We start from the raw sequence: 5,373 nt of genomic DNA, 5'->3' as shown, positions 1-5,373 counted from the left end.
CCGCCGCCCCCCTTGATGTGGCCGGTGGAAACCGGGGCTTGTCGGGTGATCACGGCCCATGTTGTCGTGGTCTGCGAGGGCGCACGGCCGTTCGCCAGCGGGATGACGTCGAGAGGTGAGGGTGCGCGTGGAACAGGTGGAGCCGGTCGTGGCACGCCACGCGGAGTTGGCGGAGGAGTTGCGGGCGTATTTCGGCTCGATCGCCGCCGCCGAATTGGGCAGTGACGACGACATTTTCGCGCTGGGACTGGTCAACTCCCTGCGGGCACTCGAGATCGTCGTGCACGTGGAGCAGACCTACGGGATCTCGGTCGAGGTCGAGGACCTCGATCTGGACAACTTCCGCACCGCGGCCCGCGCGGCCGCGTACGTCGAGCGCAAGCGGTCTGGAAAGGGGCCGTCGTGATCGATGTCGAGAAGGTGGTGACGGCCGCGGAATCCGATGCGGCACAGTGGGATCGCGCGGGCTTGCCCGACGAGATGATCACGCTCGCGGCCCGCACCGGGCTGCTGGGTGCCGATCGGCCGGTGCCATTCGGTGGTGCCGGTCTGGATGCGCGTGAACTCGGCCGAATCGCCGCGACGCTCGGGGAATACTGCACGAGTCTGCGATCGCTGGTCACGGTGCACGGCATGGTCACCGCCGCACTGGATCGGTGGGGCACCGCCGAACAGCGCCGGGACTGGCTGCCCGGCCTCACCGCGGGCGAGGTCGTTGCCGCGCTGGCGGCGACCGAGGCCGGGGCGGGGACCGATTTGGCCGGTGTCACAACGACTTTCGAGGCAGACGGTGCGGACCGCATCGTGTCCGGGCACAAGCTGTGGGTGACGTTCGGTCAGGTCGCCGACGTCTTCCTGGTACTCGGCACGGCGGCCGGTGGGCTGTGCGCGGCACTCGTCGAGCGCGACCGTCCCGGCGTTTCCGTGCAGCCGGTCGAGGATCAGCTCGGCATGCGTGGCGCCAGGGTGGCGCACATTCGGTTCGACCGCGTGCGCATACCCGCCGCGCAACTGATCGCACCGCCGGGATTCGGCCTGTCCCATGTCGTCGGCACGGCCCTGGACCACGGGCGGTTCACCGTCGCGTGGGGGTGTGTCGGGATCGCGCGAGCCTGTCTCGCCGAGGCCGCCGCGCACGCCGCCTCCCGCGTCCAGGGCGGTACCGCGCTGGCCGAGCACCAGGTGATCCGTGCGGCACTCGGCCGCTGCTGGGTGGATGTCGAAGGCGCACAAGCGATCTGCGAACGGGCGAGCGACAACCGGATCGCCGGATCTCCGCACGCCCTCGTCGCGACGATCGCCGCGAAGTACGCGGCGTCTCACGCCGCGGCCGCGGTGAGTGAACAGGCGGTGCAGGTACTCGGCGCGGCCGGGTGCGCTCCGGACAGCCGCGTCGGCAGGTTCTACCGCGACGCGAAGGTCATGCAGATCATCGAGGGAGCACAGGAGGTCGCCGAGGTGACCATCGGTGAGCACGTACTGCGAGGTGCGCGATGGTGAACGGGCCGGTGCGGCTCGGGCCGGTGGCGACGTGGTTCCCCGCCACCTCCGCGCGGGTGGTCACCCTGGGTGAACTGGATGAACTTCCGGCGCACCGACGAGAACACGCGCTGGCACTCGGCATCGAATCGGTTTGCACCGCAGGCGAGCTGACCGAGGTGGACCTGGCCGCCTCGGCGGCGACGGCGGCACTGGCCGAGGCGGGGCTCGAAGCCACCGACATCGACGCGCTGCTGCTCGTCACCGGACGCGCGCCGCAGTACCTGCTCGCATCGGAAACGACACGGCTGCAACACCGGATCGGCGCCACGCGCGCCTTCACGGCGGGCGTGGGCGACCTCGGCTGCGTATCGGTCTCCGCCGCGCTGACCCTCGCCGCGGCGCTGCTTCGCGCCGAGGCCGGGTACCGCACGGCGCTCGTCGTCGCCGCGGCCAAGACCCCGACCCGCAACCGCTACCGCCCGCCCATGACACTGCTCGGCGACGGCGCGGCCGCGCTGCTCGTCACCGCCTCCGGCGACGGGCGCTGGGAGTTCGTCGACCAGATCCTGCGCAGCGACGGCAAGTACGCGGACCTGTTTCGAATCGACTATCGCGACATCCCGTCGGCGGCATGGACCGAGGAATGCGCCGACGAATCCACCTACTCGTTCCGGCTCGCGGTCGAGAGCAAGAAGCGGTTCGACGTCATCATTCCGGAGTTGCTGCAACGCAATGGCATCCGGCTCGGCTCGGTCGGGCCGATCCTCATGCAGAACCTGTCGGGCGGTGCCTTCGCCTTCTGGGAGGAGGCCCTCGACACCACGATCGACGAGGCGTGCCGGGGCAATCTGGCGGCATACGGCCATCTGGGGCCGGTGGACATGCTGGTCAACCTGGAGTCCGCGGCGGCCACCCGCACCTGCGGTGAGTATGCGCTGTTGTTGAACAGCAGCCCGGTGGCCGCGTGGAGCGCGGCCCTGATGCGGAGGGTGTGAGCGATGGCGGCAACGGTGAAGTGCCTGGTCTGGGATCTCGACGACACTGTCTGGCCCGGCGTCGTGCTCGAATCCGACGGCGGGACTCCGAAACCCGAAGTGCTGCGGGCGATCCGGACCCTCGACGAACGTGGAATCCTGCACGCCGTCGCGAGCCGTGGCGAATTATCCGCCGCCACAGCACATTTGCGTCGGCATGGTATCGAGGACATGTTCTCGGCGGTCGAGATCGGCTGGGGCCCGAAGTCGGCGGCGATCCGCCGGATCGCCGAATCGCTGAATATCGGGCGCGAGACCGTGGCATTCGTCGACAACGATCCGGTCGAACTGGCCGAGGTGGCGAACTCGTGCCCGGAGGTCCGGTGCTATCCGGCCGATCGCATACCCGACCTGCCGAACCTTCCTGAATTCACGCCCGAGATGGTGACATCCGAAGCGCGGCACCGCCGGTCGTACTACCGCGCGGAGCGGGCCCGCCGCGTCGGCGAGGCCGAATTCGCCGGATCGGATGCGGACTTCCTTACCTCGCTGGGCCTGGTCATGACCGTGCGCGCGGCATCGGATGCGGATCTCGCCCGGGCCAACGAGCTGACCATCCGCACACACCAGCTCAATACCACCGGGGTCACCTTCGACATCGACGAACTGCGGGAACTGTGCGCGTCACCGCACCACGAGGTGCTCGTGGCATCCCTGCGCGACCGATTCGGCGGCTACGGCACCATCGGGCTCGCGGTCTCGGAGATCCGCGGCTCCGACTCGGTGCTACTCCTGCTGCTCATGTCCTGCCGGGTCATGTCACGCGGAGTCGGCACGGCGCTGATCCGGGAAATCGTCCGGCGTGCACGCGCGGCCGGGCGGCGGCCGACCGCGGAATTCGTTGCGACCCCGGTCAATCGGGTGATGCTCGTGACCCTGCGGTTCGCCGGATTCGAGGTGCTCGAATCTGACGGCGACCGTGTCCTGCTCGGCTGCACGGTGTCACCGGAGGACATCAGCGGAACCGGCCATGTCGAGGTGATCGGATGACGACGCCGTCGCACAGCGATTCGGACCTGCTGCGGGGAATCGTCCAGCAGGCCCGGCGGGCACCCGACCGCACCGCGCTCGTGGTGGGGGACCGGTCGCTCACCTACCGCGAACTCGACACCGCCACCGCCCATCTCGCACGCAGGCTGGTCGCCGCAGGCGTTCGGCCCGGACAGACGGTCATGGTGTACCAACGGCAGAGCCTGGACACCGTGATCGGCATGATCGCGGCTCTGCGCGCGGCCGCGGCGTGGTGCGTGGTCGAACCGGGCCGTGCCGTGTCGGCGGTGCGTTCGGTGGTGGCGGTCGCGACCTGCACCGCGCTGATCGTCGATGGGCGCGATGAGGCCACTCCGCGCGACGAGGTGGCCGCTCTGGCGACGAGCTCGGCGGCAGCGGTGCTCGATATCAGCGAGGACACCGAGCCACCCGCGGTGGCACTGCCGGACCAGCCGCCCCTGCGTGCGCCCGCGTACGTCATCACCACCTCCGGCTCGACGGGTGAGCCGAAGGCGGTCGTCGTGTCCCGGGCCAACCTCGCCACCCTGATCGGCTCACGGACCTATCCGTACACCGACGGCGAACTCGTGACATTCTCGGCGATGCGCCTGATCTGGGACGGTTGTCTCTCGGCACTGGCCTGGGCGCTCACCGTCGGCGGTACCAGCGTGCTCCCGGACGCCCGGATGCTGCCCGACGTCGACGCGGTCGCCGAACTCGCTGTCCGCCACGGCGTATCGCATTTCGTCGCGACGCCCTCGTTCTACCGGCTGCTGCTGCCGCGACTGGGTGAGCTGAAGCCGACGCTGCGGATCGTCACCCTCTGCGGCGAGCCGGTACCGGTTCGCCTCGTCGAGCAGCACCGCGAGGCCTTGCCCGCGACCAGCCTGCACAACGAATACGGCCCGACCGAGGCGACCGTCACCTGCATCTGCCACGTCGTACCGGAGGCGCCGCAACCCGTCGTGCCGATCGGTACACCGACCGACGGCACGACGGCGCACATCCTCGACCGCTCGCTGCGGCCGGTCCGCTGGGGTACACGAGGCGACCTGTACCTCGGAGGTGGACAGGTCGCTGACGGTTACGCGGCACGGCCTGGACTGACGGCGGCCCGATTCGTGGCCGACCCGTTTTCGACCGCGCCGGGCGGGCGCATGTACCGCACCGGAGACCTCGCGCGGCTCGACGGAAGCGGCCACATCGAATTCCACGGGCGGGCCGACAGCCAGGTGAAGGTCCGGGGGGTGCGGGTCGAACGCGCCGCGGTCGAGGCGGTGCTGCAGGGACATCCCGCCGTGCACGAGGCGGTCGTGCTCGATGCGACGCACTCCGACGATGCCGTGTACCTGGCCGCCTTCTGGGTGCCCGCGCCCGGCGTCGCGCCGACGCCCACCGCTCCTGCGCTGACCCGATACTGCGCGGAACGTCTTGCACCCGAATCGGTTCCGGAACGGTTCGTGGCGGTCGACACGCTGCCGATCGCACCGGGAAGCAGCAAGCTCGACGAAGCCGCGCTGCGCGCGCTGCTGCGCTCCCGTCCCGAACGGCGCACGGCCCCGTCACGACATGGCTGGACCGAGCACGAACGGGCTATCGGCGAGATCTGGTCCCAGGTGCTCCTGCACGACGAATTCGACCGTGCGGACCGGTTTTTCGACGTAGGCGGCAACTCCCATCGGGTGGTCGCACTCCATCTGCGCCTCGAGGCCGGATGGCCGGGTGCGATATCGGTGGGGATGCTGTTCGACCTCGACACCGTGGCCACACAGGCGGCCGCGCTGTCGCCGGATCCGGCGACCCGAATCGAGTCCGAACCGGCGGACAGCACGCCATTGGCTTTCGAGGTGTGAAGGACACCGTAACC

5 protein-coding genes are annotated in these 5,373 nt (G+C 69.7%); all 5 read left to right on the top strand.

Annotated elements, in window-relative coordinates:
• The first annotated feature begins 127 nt into the window (after positions 1-127).
• Genes NP3_RS31605 through NP3_RS31585 form a run of 5 tightly spaced genes read left to right on the top strand, consistent with a single transcriptional unit; the run spans position 128 to position 5,359 of the window.
• Positions 128-406, top strand: a complete 279-nt coding sequence (locus NP3_RS31605) for an acyl carrier protein (RefSeq protein ID WP_157124687.1) — start codon at positions 128-130, stop codon at positions 404-406.
• A complete protein-coding gene (locus NP3_RS31600; protein WP_063045328.1) occupies positions 403-1,500 on the top strand; it encodes an acyl-CoA dehydrogenase family protein in 1,098 nt (365 codons plus the stop codon). Before NP3_RS31605 ends, NP3_RS31600 begins: the two co-directional genes overlap by 4 nt.
• Complete coding sequence (locus NP3_RS49695; RefSeq protein WP_063045326.1) at positions 1,494-2,477, top strand: beta-ketoacyl-[acyl-carrier-protein] synthase family protein; 984 nt, start codon at positions 1,494-1,496, stop codon at positions 2,475-2,477. Before NP3_RS31600 ends, NP3_RS49695 begins: the two co-directional genes overlap by 7 nt.
• Positions 2,478-2,480: 3 nt before the next feature.
• Complete coding sequence (locus tag NP3_RS49690) at positions 2,481-3,506, top strand: HAD-IIIC family phosphatase (RefSeq protein WP_063045325.1); 1,026 nt, start codon at positions 2,481-2,483, stop codon at positions 3,504-3,506.
• Positions 3,503-5,359, top strand: a complete 1,857-nt coding sequence (locus NP3_RS31585) for a non-ribosomal peptide synthetase (protein ID WP_063045323.1) — start codon at positions 3,503-3,505, stop codon at positions 5,357-5,359. Before NP3_RS49690 ends, NP3_RS31585 begins: the two co-directional genes overlap by 4 nt.
• Positions 5,360-5,373 lie beyond the last annotated feature (14 nt).

The organism is Nocardia pseudovaccinii NBRC 100343 (assembly GCF_001613225.1).
In the GTDB taxonomy this organism is placed as follows: domain Bacteria; phylum Actinomycetota; class Actinomycetes; order Mycobacteriales; family Mycobacteriaceae; genus Nocardia; species Nocardia pseudovaccinii.
The sequence above is the reverse complement of the archived record's forward strand: the minus strand, read 5'-3'. Positions and strand labels throughout refer to the sequence as shown.

Excerpts from the sequence above, each read along its gene's own strand:
- NP3_RS49695 (WP_063045326.1), top strand. The coding sequence starts at position 1,494 with ATGGTGAACGGGCCGGTGCGGCTCGGGCCGGTGGCGACGTGGTTCCCC.
- NP3_RS49690 (WP_063045325.1), top strand. The coding sequence starts at position 2,481 with ATGGCGGCAACGGTGAAGTGCCTGGTCTGGGATCTCGACGACACTGTC.
- NP3_RS31585 (WP_063045323.1), top strand. The coding sequence starts at position 3,503 with ATGACGACGCCGTCGCACAGCGATTCGGACCTGCTGCGGGGAATCGTC.